Below are 15,657 nucleotides of genomic sequence, written 5' to 3'. Positions count from 1 at the left end.
GGCGGACAGAGAATGAGCAGTCATCACAACGATAAAGCGACCTTTCTTGAGCGCCTGATCTTCAACAACCGCCCGGCAGTTATCGTCATCTGCCTGCTGGTGAGCATTTTCCTGTTCTGGCAGGCGACGTTGATTCGCCCGTCCACCAGCTTTGAAAAGATGATCCCCCTCAAACACCCCTTCATCGAAAAGATGATGGAACACCGCAACGACCTGGCCAACCTGGGCAATACGGTGCGCATCTCGGTGGAGGCCAAGGACGGCGATATCTTTTCAAAGGAATACATGGAGACCCTGCGCCAGATCAACGACGAGGTGTTCTACATCTCCGGCGTCGACCGCTCGGGCCTCAAGTCGCTGTGGAGCCCCAGCGTGCGCTGGACCGAAGTCACCGAGGAAGGCTTTGCCGGCGGTGAAGTGATCCCGCAAAGCTACAATGGCTCGCCGCAAAGCCTCGACCAACTGCGCAATAACGTGCTCAAGTCCGGCCAGGTCGGACGCCTGGTGGCTAACGACTTCAAGTCGAGCATCGTCGACATCCCGCTGCTGGAGTCCTACCCGGACCCGCAAGACCAAGGCAAATTACTCGCCTTGGACTATCGCAAGTTCTCCCATGAGCTTGAAGACAAGATCCGTGACAAATTCGAAGCGCAAAACCCCAACGTCAAGATCCACATCGTCGGCTTCGCCAAGAAGGTCGGCGACCTGATCGACGGCCTGGTGATGGTGGTGATGTTCTTCGGCATCGCGTTCGTCATCACCCTGATCCTGCTGTTGTGGTTCACCAACTGCCTGCGCAGCACCGTGGCGGTGTTGAGCACCACGCTGGTGGCGGTGGTGTGGCAACTCGGTTTGATGCACTTCTTTGGTTTTGGCCTCGATCCGTATTCGATGCTGGTGCCGTTCCTGATCTTCGCCATCGGTATTTCCCACGGCGTGCAGAAGATCAACGGCATCGCGCTGCAATCGAGTGAGGCGGACAACGCGCTGACGGCGGCCCGGCGCACGTTCCGGCAGCTGTTCCTGCCGGGCATGATCGCGATCCTTGCGGACGCAGTGGGCTTTATCACGCTGCTGATCATCGACATCGGTGTGATCCGCGAGCTGGCCATCGGCGCTTCCATCGGCGTGGCGGTGATCGTGTTCACCAACCTGATCCTGCTGCCGGTGGCGATTTCCTACGTAGGCATCAGCAAACGCGCCATCGCCAAGAGCAAAAAGGACGCGCACCGCGAACACCCGTTCTGGCGCCTGCTGTCCAAATTCGCCAGCCCCAAAGTCGCGCCAGTGTCGATCCTGTTGGCGCTGATCGCCTTCGGTGGCGGCCTCTGGTACAGCCAGAACCTGAAAATCGGCGACCTCGACCAAGGCGCGCCGGAACTGCGCCCCGACTCGCGCTACAACAAAGACAACAACTTCATCATCAGCAACTACTCCACCAGTTCCGACGTGTTGGTGGTGATGGTCAAGACCCCGCCCGAAGGCTGCTCGCGCTATGAAGCCATGGCGCCCATCGACCAGTTGATGTGGAAGATGCAGAACACCGAAGGCGTGCAGTCGGCGATCTCGTTGGTGACCGTGTCCAAGCAGATGATCAAGGGCATGAACGAGGGCAATCTGAAATGGGAAACCCTGTCGCGTAACCCCGACGTATTAAACAATTCCATCGCCCGCGCCGATGGCCTGTACAACAACAATTGCTCGCTGGCGCCGGTGCTGGTGTTCCTCAACGACCACAAGGCCGAAACCCTCGACCGCGCGGTGCATGCGGTGCAGGACTTCGCCAAGGAAAATAACAAGGACGGCCTGGAGTTCATCCTCGCCGCCGGTAACGCCGGGATCGAGGCGGCCACCAACGAGGTGATCAAGGAGTCCGAGCTGACCATCCTGATCCTGGTGTACCTGTGCGTGGCCACCATGTGCATGATCACCTTCCGCTCGTGGGCGGCGACGCTGTGCATCGTGCTGCCGCTGGTACTGACCTCGGTGCTGGGCAACGCACTGATGGCGTTCATGGGCATCGGGGTCAAGGTCGCGACCTTGCCGGTGGTGGCGCTGGGTGTGGGGATTGGCGTGGACTACGGCATCTACATCTACAGCCGCCTGGAGAGTTTCCTGCGGGCTGGCCTGCCGTTGCAGGAAGCCTATTACCAGACGCTCAAGTCCACCGGTAAAGCCGTGCTGTTCACCGGCCTGTGCCTGGCAATCGGCGTATGCACCTGGATCTTCTCGGCGATCAAGTTCCAGGCCGACATGGGCCTGATGCTGACCTTCATGCTGCTGTGGAACATGTTCGGTGCATTGTGGCTGTTGCCGGCGCTGGCGCGTTTCCTGATCAAGCCGGAGAAGCTGGCGGGGCAGAAGGGCAATTCGCTGTTTGCCCACTAGTGGTCAAATTGTGGGAGCGGCGGTGCGACGATTCGACTTGCTCGCGAATGCGGTGGTTCAGTCTATGTATTGGGTGACTGATACGCCGCATTCGCGAGCAAGCCCGCTCCCACATTAATTCCAGGTCCAACCTGTACGGCGTGGGCTATCATTGGCACTTTCCCCAAATGATTGACTGCCATGACTGCTGACACCGCTACCTTGCTCGACGCTTTTGAAGACTGCCAGATGGTTGAAATCGATGGGCTGCACACCTTTGACTTCAGCCTGGACGACCAGAAGTTGCTGATCATCTGCATGGACGGTCGTGCCGAGAAACGCTGGAGTTTCAGCCTGGAGCAAGTCAACGCGGCGATCTTTGATCAATCGTTGCAAAGCTGGACCCTTACCGGTGAGTCGGGCGAGCATCGCCTGGTCTGCATGAGCGGCGTCACCGGCAACAATAATGACGAGGACGAAGCGGATGATGATGCGTAAATTCTGGCCCCTGCTAATGGCGGGCAGTGTCGGTGCGATGTCGGTGCAAGCCGCGCCGGCCGACACCTATGAACTGCTGGTGGGCAGCTACACCGCAGGCACCAGCGAAGGTATCTACCGCCTGCAATTTGACAGCCGTACCGGTCAATTCAGTGGCAAGCCTGTGCTCGCGGCCAAAGCGGCCAACCCTTCGTGGCTGACGATTTCCAAAGACCAGAAGCACCTGTTTGTGGTCAACGAAAACGGCCCAGGCCAGAAAGACCCGGTCGGCCGTGTCAGCAGTTACAGCATCGACCCGCAGAATCATCAGCTCAGCCTGATCAACCAGGTGCAGAGCCTGGGCAATGAGCCGACCCATTCCAGCCTCGCTGCTGATGGCCGCTACCTGTTCGTGGCCAACTATTCGGTGCTCGAAGACCCGGGTGGCAGCCTTGCGGTGCTGCCGGTCGACGCCAATGGCAAGCTGTCGGCGCCGGTGCAACTCAGCGGGCATCCGTCCAGCCGGGTGAACCCTGAGCGCCAGGCCTCCAACCACGTGCACTCGGTGGTGTCATCGCCAGACGGCAAATACGTGTTCGTGCAGGACTTGGGCGCCGACAAGGTATTTGCCTACCGCTACGACCCCAAGGCCAACCACGAACTGCCATTGACCCCGGCCGATCCGTCCTTTGTGCAGTTGCCACCGGGCAGTGGCCCGCGTCACTTGCTGTTCAGCGCCGATGGCAAGCATGCCTGGCTGACCACCGAGATGAGCGCGCAGGTTGCGGTATACGACTACAACGACGGCAAGCTCAGCCAGACCCAACTGGTGGACTTTGCTGCCGGGCAACCGGTGTCCGACAAAGCGGGCGCGGCTGTGCACGCTTCAAGTGACGGCAAATTCCTCTACGTGAGCAACCGTGGCACCGCCAACCAAGTGCTGGTGTTCAGCATCGACCCGGCCACCGCACACCTCAAGGAACTGCAGCGCCGTTCGGTTGAAGGCGACCACCCGCGCGAGTTCAGCCTGGACCCGAGCGGCAAGTTTTTGCTGATCGCCAACCAGAAGAGCAATCAAATTGTGGTGGTCGAACGCGACCCCAAGACCGGCCTGCTGGGTAAAACCGTGCAGAAATTGCCGATTGATGCCCCCAGCGACCTCAAGTTCCTGGTGCGTCAATAAGCCACAGGCCCCGCAGTGCGGGGCCTGACCCTCAGTATTAATTCTATTAATAGCGGCTACTGTTTCAAAGCATTTCTAAGGTTCAGCCCTCGGGCGTAAGTTGGGTTCCAAGGCCTTCCCCGGCCACCTAAACGAACGAACACAAGGGTTACCGACATGAACTTGAACCTCTTCTCCATCATCGCCGCCTCCGCTGTTTCCGCCACCGTGGCATTGCCAGCCGCCGCCAGCGTGGACGTTGCCGGTAAAAAATCCAGCACCAGCGCCTACACCCAGAAATACCTGCAACAAAGTGCCAACTTCTATGCCGCACTGGATCACAAAGCCCAGCAATAAGCGTTGATTGACGCGGCACACGCCAAACGCCAAACCACTGGAACNNGTTCCAGTGGTTTGGCGTTTGTGTATCGGGTGAGTTCAGCCATGCCCTAGGGTTTGGCGTTGAGGTATATCTCATCCAGCGGTGCGCGAATTCTCGCATCTTCAATTTTATCGGCGAGCGTGTTTTTCCCTGCGGCCATGTTCAAGTCCTTCTGGGTCAGTTTTTGTTGGCTGGGTAGTTTCAGGTGCGCAAACGTATGGCTGGCGGGACGTGTCAGCGCGTCTTCTTCGGTCGCGTAGTGGAAGTGTGCATACCAGAGGACGTCATGAGGCTCCCGGCTGTCGCGCACCACGTATTCAGTGAATACATCACCCGCTCGGGTGGGAAACACCCGACCTACAGGTTCCAGGGTGACCAGATGCTGATCGAACAGGTAAGCGACATTGGCGGCAGAGGGCGCCTGTAGAACGTAGGCGTCTCGCACATGTTCGCAGGTGCTTTTGTGCATCGCTTCGGCACGTGTGCGCCATTGCTCGACAAGCTGTGCACACGCCGGATCATCGCCGTGTGTTGCTTCGGTCTTGTTGGCCAGTTCAAGCAGGTTCGACGCCGGCTCTCGCAGCATGTGGTCCCAATCAAGCGGTTTGATCTTTTGAAGTTCGTCAGGTTGTTTGAGTTTCTTTTTCTCGTGCAACACTAACCGTTCCTGTTGCTCCCATTGTTTGATCAACGCTTGCCCCTGAGCCTTCAAGGCTTTGAGCGATGGCTTTGGCGCCGCAGGTTGCACGGGGGGCGGGGTGTTCACAGCAGGCTCCGCAGCCTCTTCTTTGTGTATCTCAGTGGGTGAGGGTGTACGCGTTGGAGAGTCCGGTTGTTTGCGATCAATAGGCGATTGTCGGTTTTGTGAATGACCGGACGAGGAGGCCAGGTTCAAGGCGCTGTCCCTTTCTGCCTGGTTCAGTATGTCTTGCTGCTGTTGGGCATGATCGAGCAGCTCTCCCAGGCGCTTGATCAGCAGGTCATTGTATTTTGGGCGAATGATGACCGAATGGCTGGCCTGGAGCTGGCGGCAGTCTTCCAACAGGCTTTCATACGTGTCAATCAGCTGCGTCAGTTGCGACCGGCGTTTTGCCTCTGAAACGTCAGTCTCGTTGAGCAGCTCCCAATGGAGCTTCACGATAGGCGCCAACGGCCGCTGGCTGATACGCGTGCCGATGGCGAGTTCTGCCGGCGGGTAAGTCGCTTGATTCGCTTTGTTCAGGCTCAGCTCTCTAAGCGACCCTAACGTATTCAGCTTCAGATTGAGCGCTTCGTTGTGGGTGGATGCCGGGATTTTGTCTTGATCCACGCGCGTGTATTTTCGATCACTGGCCAGCTCATCGATGACGTCGGGCATGGCAAGTTGTTGCTTGCTCTCTTCGAGTTTCTTCTGCGTCAGCCTGATGTCGTCTTCGAGCCGGGTATTGGCAGGGTCGTTGCTCAGTGCGCGCCTTGCATCGCTGAGCTGCAAGCGGGTATCACATTGTTCAAGTGTCAGTTTGGCTTTGACCATCAACACCGCCAAGGCTGTTTTCCGGTCGCCGAGTTCGATCAGCGCTTTTTGTTGGCCTTTTCTGAGTTTGATGTTGGCGTTATTAATGGCCAATTCAGCGTTGAGTTGAGTGATTTTCAGCTCGCTGGTCAACTTAAGTGTATGCAGCTCAGCGTCGTCTTTATCGGCACGCAATTGATCGTTCGAAGGGTCGGATGCGAGCGCTTGCTGTGCTCGGTTGAGCGTGTCTTTGGCGAGCGCTATTTTATCCCTGGTGTTGGCATCGGGGATCAGCAATGCCTTCTCGGCATTCAGCCGCTCGACCATAGACCTGGCGTGTTCTCTGCCGATAGGCGAGTCATTTGCCCACTCGTCGAGAAGTGCCGAGCGCTCGCCAAGGTAGCGAATCATCTGCTCATTCTGATCAACCGTATTGTCCAGGGTCGCGACAAATTTTTGATAGCCGCTTGAATTTGGATCTTTGACGTTCTGGATAATCCTGGCCAGAGGTTCGCCATCCGAAGCATGCTGGCTTTCTCCAGCGAGGGTTTTATAGACCTTTTGAAGGGCTTGTTGCTCCTCAAATAATTTCAGAAATAGCTCGGAGCGCTGCGCCTGAAAAAATGAGGATTTTTCCGTGCTTTTCTTGGGCGTCAGGATGTCGACCGCGGAGCGCTTCAGGTCGCCGCTGAGTTTTAAATTCGAGCGGTGGGTTTCGAGCATCCTGTTGAGTTGCGTTCGAGAGGTTGTGGTCAGTTTCAGTTGTTCCTGATAACGGCTATGGGCCTCACTCTCAGGCACGTTGGGGTCAACGGCCTGCCACCGCGCCAGTAGCTGCGCGCGGTTTTTTATATAGGTGTCGAGTGTTTTTGACAGAAGGCTTTTCGAAAATTCGAGCTTTTTATCCAATGCCGTTATATCGGTCTTCAGTGTTTCATACCGCGTCTGGATGTCGTTGTCATCGGCAGAGGTTCTCTGGCCACCGTTGAGACGCTCGACAGACTTGAATTCCCAGCTGCCGTCGACCGTGGGTTTCAGAAACGGGCCTGTGCGGCACTTGTCGTTATCGTCAAGCAGGAACACCTGGTCCAGGTCAGCACCTACCCGATACCATTTCTCGTTGGCTTTGGCATGCAGCTTACCGTCGATTCTATACAGGCCCGCGAGCCGTCCTTTCGCGATCGGTAGGCCGGGGTGGGGTGGTCGCGGTACTTCGAACGAATTGATCAGGTCCACCAGCCGCGTGCGTGGGTGCAAGTTGGGAAATTGCAGCGCATGGTTGATATCGTCCGGCACCCGCCTGACAGGTGCCGTATTAGCGGTGACGGGCGCGTCCTCGACCGTATTCGGCAATCTGTCGGCCACATAACGGTCCTCGCCGAGGCTGTGTGGGGCCTCGTGCGTGCTGAGCGGCGAGAGGGCAAACATCATGTTCAGTAACAGATCCACCACCGCCGCTGATTTGTCCTTTTTCTTATCGTCATCCAGCGTCTCAAGGTCATTCTGGATCGCGTCCAGCTGCAACATGGCGCCCAACGCCATGCCCGGTGTACGTAGCGCAGGCAGCACGGCATTGAGTACCAGGAACCCGCCTTCCTTGAGAGAGGCCCAGCGGCTTTCGCTGTTCGACACCGATTGCTCTTCGGCGAGGCTCGTCAGGCTGTGGGCGTTGGCGTCGTACAAGTGGTCCATCAGCTTGCCGTCATGCAGGCCCTCAAGCAGCGAGTCTGCGGTGTCATAGCCCTCTGTTGCCAGCGCTGCGGGCCGTGGCGCTTCATAGGTTCGGAACTCATCGCCCTGGAAGAACTGCTGAGCATGCGGCTCCCGAAACCCGTTATGTGCGTAGACGTCACGCGTCTTTTGGTCACGCAGCCAGGCGAGCACGGTTGTTTGCAAGGTGCCCGGTTGCGCAATGGCCTCCATCAACGCCGCGCGTGTGGGGAATTCCAGCAACGGCGCGTCGGTTAACGGGCGATAAAGGACGTGCGGGCCGACTGTGGTGTCTTTGGGTTCGATCAAAAACATGTTGTCGACAACGTCTGGCTGCGCGTTGGGTGTGCGCCGGAACGCCAGGGGCCGAATGACGATTTCCTGGCCATCTGCAAATTTTTTTCCGGCGCCGGGGCTGACGATCGCTTCGACGTAACGGTAACTGCGGGCGCTGAAGCCCGAGTCATTCTGCAGGGCGAGTTCCAGGGCCTGCAGGGGTAACTCGACCGCCAACTGGTCGGCAAACAGCGAACGACGTTCTTGCGTATCCTGGCCCCTGCCCACTAGCGTGCGCTTAATCAGCTCTGGATAGTTTTTCCCGATGTCGACTTCCTGCACCAGCTTCTTGAGCCTGTCACCGCTCTCCAATTCAGGCACGCGCCGGCCGTTGTGGTACACCTCCATTTCGCCTTTCGGCAAGCCCGCAAGGTTCTCCAGCGCCATCTTGGTCAGGCTCATGGGCACACGTTCGATGTAGCCGCTGCCCAGGTCTCCCACTGCAACCTTGAAGACCACGCTCACGTCTTGGGCGGCATACCCCTTCGGCAATTTTGCATCGAGTTGCTGCTGCGCAAACTGGGTGATGTCGGGGATACCATGGTCGTACGAGCGCCCTTGATTACGCTGCAAGGTACTGGCTAATTGCAGGCCCAGAGTGCGGTAGGCATAACGATCACGGTCATTGGCGTGGAGCAGCCATTGCGGCAGGCGCTTCTGGGTTTGCTCAAGCACCTGTGGGTCCGCCTTGGTCGCGGTAACAAAGCCTGCGGTAGGGTCGCTTGCCCGGGAAAATTGCCCAGCCAGGTCGTGTGTGCCCTGCCCGGGATCGGGAGTGGCCAGCGTGGAGAGTTTGCGCAGGCTGTCATGCAGAATGTTGTCAGCCTGGGTATCGAAGATCGACCCCGGCGGCTCTTCAAGGCCAAACTTCAATTGATCGAGCGGGAACTGTTGGTCAAGGCGTTGCTCCCAGGCGCGCTGGAAATCCTGGAGAGAGTCATAGGGTGTGATGTCTCCATTGGGTGTGTACAGCATAACCACCTGCCGGTTTCCCACAGTCCTTACAATCAAGAGCTCGTCCGTATAGGCGTCCCACGAATCCGGGTCGTGTTTCAAGCCGGTGTTGAGGGTGAACACCGACGCTTTGGTTGCGCCCTCTGATTCAGGCCGCACGGATTGATCGGGGTATCTCACCACCTGGTCCAGGGTCTCGCGTTGCACATCGTCAAGGCCCGGATGTTTCAACCCGGTGATGCGCAGGTTGTCTCGCAGGATATCGCTGAACCATTGCCTGCGGGTGATGGCTGGAGCGGTGGCTTCTTGCCCCTTGGCGGGCGCCGCCTGCGCCGGGCTGTTCCAATAGCTCACCACGCTGCTGATGAAGGCAGGTTGGAGCTGGGTGGTTAAACGACGCACGGCCTGTTCGAGTGCGCGCAGGTCTATTGGCAGCGTGTTAACGCTTGAAACCGTAGCACCTTGTGTCTGGCGCGAGCGTGTGTCGACCCGTGTACGGTCACCGGTGAAATCCAATGCCGTGCCATTCACCAGATAGTCAAGGGCGAGTTCCACAAGCGGGGTCTGTGTGTTCCGGGTGGGGTTATCCGGGTCGGGTTCGCTGAGGACGAGGTGGCTGATGTCGATATCCTCGTTGGCGGTGCTGTTGCGCAGGGTCTCACGCAGTAATTCCGATACGACTGATCGCAGCGTGGGGCGCCCGGAAAACTGCTGGCGCACAGCGTCGCCGAGGGGGTCAGTGGATAGCGCAGGCAGCGTGTTTTCGGTTCGATCTGACGGCGGCGTTTGAAGGGGAGGCGCAGAGGAAAGTGGTCGGCCCCGGCTGTGATGCATTAACTTCTGCGCGCTCTGGACTTGATCATGGGTTATATGAACAGGAGGTGTTACAGCCTTTGGCAGGGGGGCAGTCAACGGGGCCATGTAACTACTGATAACTGAACGCGCTGATATTGAACTCACACTACACTCCTCGGATTGACACGTTGAATGTCCCCTGACTACCGGGGCAGTTCGGTCGGCGGATAGTAGCTATTTTTGCGGGCTGGGCGAGCAAGTAATTATTGTGAGTTGTTGCGCGGTAATAAATAAGTAACGGAATAATTATCGGCGTGTTTATTAATGATTAAAATGTCGACCTTTTGTTTTAAAGAGTCTTTTTCATTACATCGAGAAATAATGCGCTGGCCAAAAAATGGTTTAGCCATTGTTGCAACTTCGGATACGCAGCCTGCGCAAACCACTCGCGATCCACATGCGCAAACTGGCGCACAAACGGCGCCAGTGCTGCATCGGCCAAGCTCACATGATCGGCCAACAAATAGTCGTTCTGTGAAAGCAACCCTTCCAACCTACGCAAAAACACCTCGCCCTCGGCGCGATAATGTTCCATCGGCTGTTGCGGGTAACGCTCGGCGTATTTGTATCGATTTAAATGATGCTTGAACACGTGATCATTCTCGGCGATCAGTTCCAACGCCGACGGGTCACCGCCCAGCAACCAATCCTCGGGATCGTGCTGCGCCAGCGCCCATTGCATGATCTCCAGGCTTTCGTCGATCACCCGATCGCCCACGCAGAGCACCGGCACCGTGCCCTTGGGCGACAGTGCAAGCATCTGGGCCGGCTTGGCCTTGAGGCTCACCTCGACGATCTGCACCGCCACGCCTGAATAGCGCAGCGCCAGGCGCGCCCGCATCGCATACGGGCAGCGCCGAAACGAATACAGCAGCGCCTGGCTCACTTGACCTCCAGGGTGCTCAAGCCATTGCCCTGGCGCTTGACCTGGATCTGCACCGGGATGCGCTCGTGCATTTCCTGTACGTGGGAAATCACCGCCACCTTGCGGCCCTGGGCCTGTAAGCCGTCCAAGGCGTCCATCGCCAATTGCAGCGACTCGGGGTCGAGGCTGCCAAAGCCTTCGTCGATAAACAGCGACTCAATCTTCAACGTGCTGGAAGCCATGGACGCCAGGCCCAAGGCCAATGCCAACGAGACCAAAAAGGTCTCGCCACCCGACAACGAATGCACCGAGCGCAGTTCATCGCCCATTTCGGTGTCCATCACCAACAGCCCGAGCATGCTGCCGCCGCGTTTGAGGCGATAGCGGCGCACCAGTTGGCGCAATTGCACGTTGGCGTGGTGCACCAGCAAGTCGAGGTTGTAGGCCTGGGCGATCTTGCGGAAGGTGTCGCCGGTGGCCGAGCCAATCAGCGCATTCAGGCGGGCCCAACGCTGCCATTCTTCGTAGGCCTTGGTGATCTGTTCGGCCAGGGCGTGGTTGGCGTCCTGTCGGCGTTGGTCCTCGTGCTGGCGTGCGCGCAGTTCGGCGCAGTGTTTCTCGCTGTCGGCCAACTGTTGATTGAGCGCAGCCAAGGTGCTTTCGAGTTGTTCGGCTTCCAGGTTGCCGTTGTGCAGGGCCTGGTGTTCGGCCAGGCGTTGTTCACGCTCTTGCAGCAGCACCCTGGCTTGTTCAACGGCTTTTTCGCTGTGTTGCAACTGCTGGCGCAATGCGCTGACCTGGCTGTCATCGAAGGCCAGCAAACGCGTCAGCCCATCGTCATCCAGTTCGGGGTGCAGCGTGCGCCATTCGCCCAGGCGCTCGCCGAGGTTGTGTTGCTCGGCGCTCAGTGCCTCTTGGCGTTCCTGTTGGGCCTTGAGGTCGGCGGCCAGTTGAATCAAGGCGCCACGAATGTCTTGCAGCTGCTGATTGGCGTCGGTTTCGCTCTGACGTGACTGCGCCACCGCCTGATCCAGTTGCTGTTGCCACTGTTCGGCACTGGCGTGATCGCCCAGCAGGGCACTGAGTTTTGCCTGGGCCGCCTGTTGTTGGCTGGCCAGCTCGGTGACCTGCTGGAGCAAGGCGTCCAGTTGCTGTTGGCGATGCTGCTGATGGGTTTGTTGTTTCTCGATGGCCTGCTGGCGTTCCTGCTGTTCAGCCAGTTCGTCGCGCTGATGGCCCAACTGTTCCAGGCGCTGGCTGACCTGCTGGTCCAGTTGCATAAAGGTCGCGGCCGGTTCGCGGCGCAGGCCTTCGAGGGTGTCGGCGGGCAACAGGCTGGCGAAGGCGTTGAGTTCTTCGTCGAGGCGTTCGCGGTCGTTGGACAGCTCGCGCTGCTGGTCCACCAGCAACTGCCGTGCTTGCTGGCTCGCGTCCTGGGCGGCTTGCAGTTGCTGCTGCAAACGCCCGGCATTTTGTTGCAGGTTGAGCAGGGCGCCTTGGCGTTGCTCATCCTGAGTGATGCTTTGCGTCAGTTGTGCCAATTGCTGGGCCAGCCAGGCGCTGCGCTGGGCGGCATCCTGATTGAGCAGCGAGGCCGCCAGCGGGTGCGCGTCCAGGCTTGGCTTGAGCGCTTGTTGCTGCGTCGCCAGTTGCTCCTGCTGTTGCAGGTATTCCTTTTGCTGGGCGATCAAACCGCCGACTTCGCCGCGCAGCTCGGTGAGCTTTTCCTTGAGCAGGTCGACGGCTTTCTGCGCCGTGGCCTCTTCGTTTTCGTCATGCCGGCCGAGGCTGTGCAGCAAGGCTTCGGGCTGGTGATACGGGTGCTCATGGCTGCCACACACCGGGCATGGCTGGTCATCCTGCAACTGCTCGCGCAACTCTTCGACGCTGGCACTGCGCGCCAAACGTTGGCGCTCCAGCAATTGCTTGGTCACCGTCAAGGTTTGCTCGGCGACGGTCAGCTCGGCCTTGGTTTGCAGGCCGGTCTGGTTCAGTTGTTCGCGCTGCTGCTGCGCGTCCGCGAGTTTTTGCGTAAGGCCGGCGCTCTGTAGATCCAGCTGTTGCTGGTTGTCCCACAGGCGCGTCAGCGCTTCAAAGGCGCGTTGCTGCTTGCGATTGTCCTGCAGGAGGCTGGCGAGCAGCTGGATCTGTTCGGTGACCGCGTGTGGCTCGGCGCCGGCTTCCTGATACAGCAGGTCCAACGCGTCGCGTTGCTGGGCGAATTGCTCGGCGGCGCGGGTGGCGCGTTGCTCGAGCTGCGGCAGTTCTTCCTGGCCTTTTTTCAGGCGGCTGCCAATGACCAACAGCTGTTGCAGGCGGTCGCGGTAAGCGCCCCAGGCATCGCTCAGCGGCGCCAACGGTGCGCTGCGCTCAAGCTCGGCGGCCAGGCGCTGCAAGCGTTCGGCGACGTGGCTGTGCTTGTCCTGCAAGCCCTTCAACAACGCTTGGCCTTCGCTACAGGCGCTTTCCTGTTGCTGCTTGTCCTCGCTGCGTTTGGCCAAGTCCTTGGTCAGGTGGGCGAGGGTGCTTTGTTCTTCAAACGCCTGACGCAGCAAGGGCACGGCGTCGGCCTGGTGTTTCAGGGCGTCAGCCAGTGCCGCCTGGGCAGCCGCTAGCTGTTGTTGCGCCTGCTCCTGACGGGTATGCAGCGCGGTTTGCTGCTCAAGGTGCTGCTGAATCTGCGCGGCGAGTGGCGTCAGCAGCGTGCCAAGTTCAGCCTGTCGAGCAAATTGATGGCGTTGCGGCGCCAGTTGTTCCAGGCGGCTCAAGTCCTGGCGCTGCGGGCCCTGGCTCTCCCAATCGGCTTGCGCGCGTTGCAGTTGCTCAGTCGCACTGTGCTGGCGTTCCTGCCATTCGCGCAGTTCCTTGAGCCAGGTGTGCTGCAACTCCAACTGCTTGAGCTGGGCTTGTTGAGTCTTGAGCTGCTGCTGGGCGTCTGCCAACTGCTGATCGAGTTCGGCACGCGCTTCGCCAGCCAGGGGCACCACGCCGGTGGCCTGGTCTTGCAGCTGTTTGTGCGCGTCCTTGGCATCCTTGGCCTTGTCGAAGGCGCGGCGGCCCAGCTGGGTGTAGAGCGCGGTGTCGGTGAGCTTTTCGAGCAGTTCACTGCGCTCGTTGTCATTGGCCTTGAGGAACGCACTGAACTCGCTTTGCGCCAGCAACACCGCACGGGTGAACTGCTCGAAATTCAGGCCCAGGGCCAGTTCCAGCTGGGTTTTGTATTCGGTCTTCTGGCTGGCCAGCAGTTGGTCGCTGTCGAGGTCGATCAGGCTTTGCCGGCTGTTCTGCAACTTGCCGCTGGCCTTGTCGCGGGCGCGGTTGGCTTCCCATCGCGCGCGGTAGCGACGGCCGCTGACGCCGACAAAATCCACCTCGGCATAACCGCCGCCGGTGCCGCGTCGCAGCAAGGTGCGCGGGTCGCCGATGGAAATATCGCTGTCGGCATCCGGCATTTTTGCCTGGCCGGTGTCACCCAGGCGCGGCACCGCGCCAAACAGCGCCAGGCACAACGCATCCAGCAGAGTACTTTTACCCGCGCCGGTCGGCCCGGTAATGGCGAACAACCCGGCGCTGGCCAGTGGCTCGGCGGTAAAGTCGATTTCAAACGGCCCCGCCAGCGAGGCGAGGTTTTTCAGGCGGATGGCGAGGATCTTCATGGCTGTTCGCCCTCCTGTTGCACTTCCTGGAGCAGCACGGCGAAGTCCTTCAAGGTTTGTTCATCCACTTCACTGCCGTAGTTGTCCTGCCAGGCGCGGCTGAACAGTTCCTGGGGCGTGAGCTGGTCGAGTTCGATCAGGCGCTCATCGTCGGTGGCGTCGCTGCCGCGATTGCCGGCGTATTCGGCGGCAATGCGCACCAGCCGCACGGCCTTGCCCTGCAAGGCGCTTTCGATTTGCTGGCGCAGGTCCGGCTGCGGTTCGTCGAGGCGCACGCGGACTTCCAGCCACGGGTGGCGTTGGGTTTCGGCGAGCAGGTCGACGTCGGGCAGCTGCGCCAACTGCGTGAGGATATCCGCCAGCGGCGCGGCTTCCAGGCGTTGCAGGTCGACCGAGCGGGGGATCAGCAGCGGTTCGACACTCACCAGGCATTGGCCCTGGAACGTCACGTCGAGCACCTGGTGCTTGTAGCCGATTTCGGAAAACGACAGCGGAATCGGCGAGCCACTGTAGCGAATGCGCTCTTCGCCGTTGACCTTTTGCGGCTTGTGCAAGTGGCCGAGGGCAACATAGCCGACACTTTTGTCGAACAGTGTGGCCGGCAGCGCCTCGGCATTGCCGATGATCAGGCTGCGCTCGGAGTCTTCCGACACCGAACCGCCAGCCATATGCGCATGGCTGATGGCAATCAGCGCCTGGCCTTTCTTGCGTTTGGCATTGGCGGCGGCGATCAGCCATTCATGCACCTGGCCGATACCGCGCAGGTAATCATCGCCCAAGTGCGCGCCGGTGACTTTCGCCGGGCGCAAAAACGGCAGCGCCAGGCACCAGGCGGCGATCTTGCCCTTGGCGTCGGGCAGCGGAATCAGCAGGCGCTCGGCATCCAGCTGGCCATCATCCAGCCACAGCACGCGACCCAGCGCATGGGTGCGCAGGCGGCGCATCAACGGCGCGGGCAATTCGATGCGCGAACCGGAATCGTGGTTGCCGGCGATCATCACAATCGTGAGTGTGGGGTTTTGTTCGTGGGCGCTGATGATGAAGTCATACAGACGCTCCTGGGCCTTGAGCGGCGGGTTGACCGTGTCGAAGATATCGCCGGCGATCAGCAGTACATCCGGCTGATGGGCGGTTAACTGGCCCAGTAGCCACTCAAGAAAACAGGCGTGTTCGAAGTCGCGTTCCTGGCCATGCAGGTTTTGGCCGAGGTGCCAGTCGGAGGTGTGGAACAGACGCAAGGCGAACTCCGTGGAGAAGATGAAAAGGAGGGGAGTTTACCTGTAAAAGCCCACTCGGTGCCCGCGGCTGACCAAGATCCAATGTGGCAGATCCAATGTGGGAGCGGGCTTGCCCGCGAAGGCGGTGGTTCAGTCAGTACATGTGTGACTGACACACCGCCTT

The 15,657-nt window shown here is 59.4% G+C and carries 8 protein-coding genes; 4 read left to right on the top strand and 4 right to left on the bottom strand.

What is annotated here, in order from left to right:
* Positions 1-12 precede the first annotated feature (12 nt).
* The 4 genes from HX783_RS01405 (at position 13) to HX783_RS01390 (ending at position 4,363) form a co-directional block, all read left to right on the top strand.
* Positions 13-2,388: an RND family transporter gene (locus HX783_RS01405; RefSeq protein ID WP_177015676.1), complete on the top strand. Its 2,376-nt coding sequence runs from the start codon at positions 13-15 to the stop codon at positions 2,386-2,388.
* 180 nt (positions 2,389-2,568) lie between these two features.
* The gene (locus HX783_RS01400) at positions 2,569-2,865 is read left to right on the top strand and encodes a DUF5629 family protein (RefSeq protein ID WP_177015675.1); all 297 of its coding nucleotides are present in this window, start codon (positions 2,569-2,571) and stop codon (positions 2,863-2,865) included.
* Entirely contained in the window at positions 2,852-4,027 is a 1,176-nt protein-coding gene (locus tag HX783_RS01395) for a lactonase family protein (protein WP_177015674.1), read from the top strand. The genes HX783_RS01400 and HX783_RS01395 overlap by 14 nt, the downstream gene beginning before the upstream one ends.
* Positions 4,028-4,183: 156 nt before the next feature.
* On the top strand, positions 4,184-4,363 hold the full coding sequence (locus tag HX783_RS01390; protein ID WP_159955985.1) for a hypothetical protein: 180 nt from the start codon (positions 4,184-4,186) through the stop codon (positions 4,361-4,363).
* Between the two features lie 92 nt (positions 4,364-4,455).
* Here the strand turns inward: HX783_RS01390 and HX783_RS01385 are convergent, their stop codons facing one another.
* The 4 genes from HX783_RS01385 to HX783_RS01370 form a co-directional block, all read right to left on the bottom strand.
* A complete protein-coding gene (locus tag HX783_RS01385; RefSeq protein ID WP_177015673.1) occupies positions 4,456-9,600 on the bottom strand; it encodes a hypothetical protein in 5,145 nt (1,714 codons plus the stop codon).
* Positions 9,601-10,024: 424 nt separating this feature from the next.
* The gene (locus HX783_RS01380) at positions 10,025-10,621 is read right to left on the bottom strand and encodes a glutathione S-transferase (RefSeq protein ID WP_177015672.1); all 597 of its coding nucleotides are present in this window, start codon (positions 10,619-10,621) and stop codon (positions 10,025-10,027) included.
* Positions 10,618-14,256 (bottom strand): AAA family ATPase, encoded by a 3,639-nt coding sequence (locus tag HX783_RS01375; protein ID WP_177015671.1) that lies wholly within the window; start codon positions 14,254-14,256, stop codon positions 10,618-10,620. The genes HX783_RS01380 and HX783_RS01375 overlap by 4 nt, the downstream gene beginning before the upstream one ends.
* Positions 14,253-15,494, bottom strand: coding sequence for an exonuclease SbcCD subunit D C-terminal domain-containing protein (locus tag HX783_RS01370; RefSeq protein WP_177015670.1), 1,242 nt, complete (start codon positions 15,492-15,494; stop codon positions 14,253-14,255). Before HX783_RS01370 ends, HX783_RS01375 begins: the two co-directional genes overlap by 4 nt.
* Positions 15,495-15,657: the final 163 nt, after the last annotated feature.

It is taken from the genome of Pseudomonas sp. D2002, assembly GCF_013385735.1.
GTDB lineage: Bacteria > Pseudomonadota > Gammaproteobacteria > Pseudomonadales > Pseudomonadaceae > Aquipseudomonas.
Note: the sequence above shows the minus strand (reverse complement) of the source record. Positions and strands in the feature narration are given on the sequence as shown.